We start from the raw sequence: 1699 nt of genomic DNA, 5'->3' as shown, positions 1-1699 counted from the left end.
TGAGCGAGGCCGAGCGCCAAGAGCTGAACCGCTGGGGCGTCAACGAGCAGCGGTATGTGGAGGTGGAGCCGGTGCACCGGTTGATCGAACGGCGGGCGCGGGCGCGGCCGGCGGCGACGGCGCTGGTGTTCGGCGAGGAGGCGCTGAGCTACGCCGAGCTCAACGGGCGGGCCAACCGGCTGGCGCACCGGCTGATCGCCCTGGGGGTGAAGCCGGAGGCGAAGGTGGGCATCGCGGTGGAGCGCTCCATCGAGATGGTGGTGGGGCTGCTGGCGATCCTGAAGGCGGGCGGGGCCTACGTGCCGCTGGATCCCGAGTATCCGGCCGAGCGGCTGGCATACATGATGGCTGACAGCGGCATTGGGCTGCTGCTCACGCAGAGCCATGTCGAAGCGCACCTGCCGACGACTGATGAGGTGCGGGTGCTGGAGTTCGATGCGCTGGACCTCAGCGGCGAGTCCGCACACGACCCGCAGGTTGCTGTTCACGGGGAGAGCCTGGCGTACGTGATCTACACCTCGGGCTCGACCGGCCGGCCCAAGGGGGCGGCCAACCGCCACTGCGCGCTCTACAACCGGCTGGCGTGGATGCAGGACGCCTACCGGCTCGACGAGTCGGACACGGTGCTGCAGAAGACCCCGTTCAGCTTCGACGTGTCGGTGTGGGAGTTCTTCTGGCCGCTGATGGTGGGTGCACGCCTGGCGGTGGCGGGGCCGGGCGATCATCGCGACCCGGGGCGCCTAATCGACCTGATCCGAGGTCATCAGGTCACGACCTTACACTTCGTGCCCTCGATGCTGCAGGCATTCCTCGCGCACGAGGGCATCGAGGCATGCATCAGCGTGAGGCGCATCGTATGCAGCGGCGAGGCGCTGCCGGCCGAAGCGCAGAACGTGGTGTTCGAACGCCTGCCGCAGGCCGCCCTGTACAACCTGTATGGCCCGACCGAGGCGGCCATCGACGTCACGCACTGGACCTGCCGGGACGACGGGCAAAGCCTGGTGCCGATCGGCCAGCCGATCAGCGGCATCAAGACGTACGTCCTCGATGGTAGGCTGAACCTGGCGCCGCAGGGCGTGGCAGGCGAGCTGTACCTGGGCGGTATCGGATTGGCACGCGGCTACCTGGGCCGTGCGGGCCTGAGCGCGGAGCGGTTCGTGGCGGACCCGTTCGACGAGGCGGCCGGCCGGCTGTACCGCACGGGCGACTTGGTGCGGTGGAACGGCGAGGCGCAGCTGGAGTACCTGGGGCGGCTGGACCACCAGGTGAAGATCCGGGGCCTGCGCATCGAGCTGGGAGAGGTGGAGGCGCAGCTGCTGGCGCAGCCGGAGGCGCGCGAAGCGGTAGTGGTGGCCAAGGATGGCCCGGGCGGGGTGCGGCTGGTGGGCTACGTGTCGGCGTCGGCAGGGCAAACCATCGATGCCGCTTCACTGCGTGAGCGGCTGGGCGAGCAATTGCCCGACTATATGGTGCCCAGCGTGATCGTGGTGTTGGAGAGCTTGCCGCTGAACGCGAACGGCAAGGTAGACCGCAAGGCGCTGCCGGCGCCGGAGTTTGCCAACAGGGCGCAGTACGAGCCGCCGCAGGGCGACGTGGAAGAGACGCTGGCGGCAATCTGGGCCGAGGTTCTGCGGGTCGAGCGCGTGGGCCGGCACGACAACTTCTTCGAGCTCGGCGGGCATTCGCTGCTGGCTGTGCA

General features: G+C 69.0%; 1 protein-coding gene. It reads left to right on the top strand.

From position 1 onward, the window contains the following. The coding region (locus tag NFX52_RS30050) for an amino acid adenylation domain-containing protein (RefSeq protein WP_156358537.1) at positions 1 to 1699 on the top strand (1699 nt) is incomplete at both ends.

The sequence above is a fragment of the Acidovorax facilis genome (assembly GCF_023913775.1).
Classification (GTDB): domain Bacteria; phylum Pseudomonadota; class Gammaproteobacteria; order Burkholderiales; family Burkholderiaceae_C; genus Acidovorax; species Acidovorax facilis.
The sequence above is the reverse complement of the archived record's forward strand: the minus strand, read 5'-3'. Positions and strand labels throughout refer to the sequence as shown.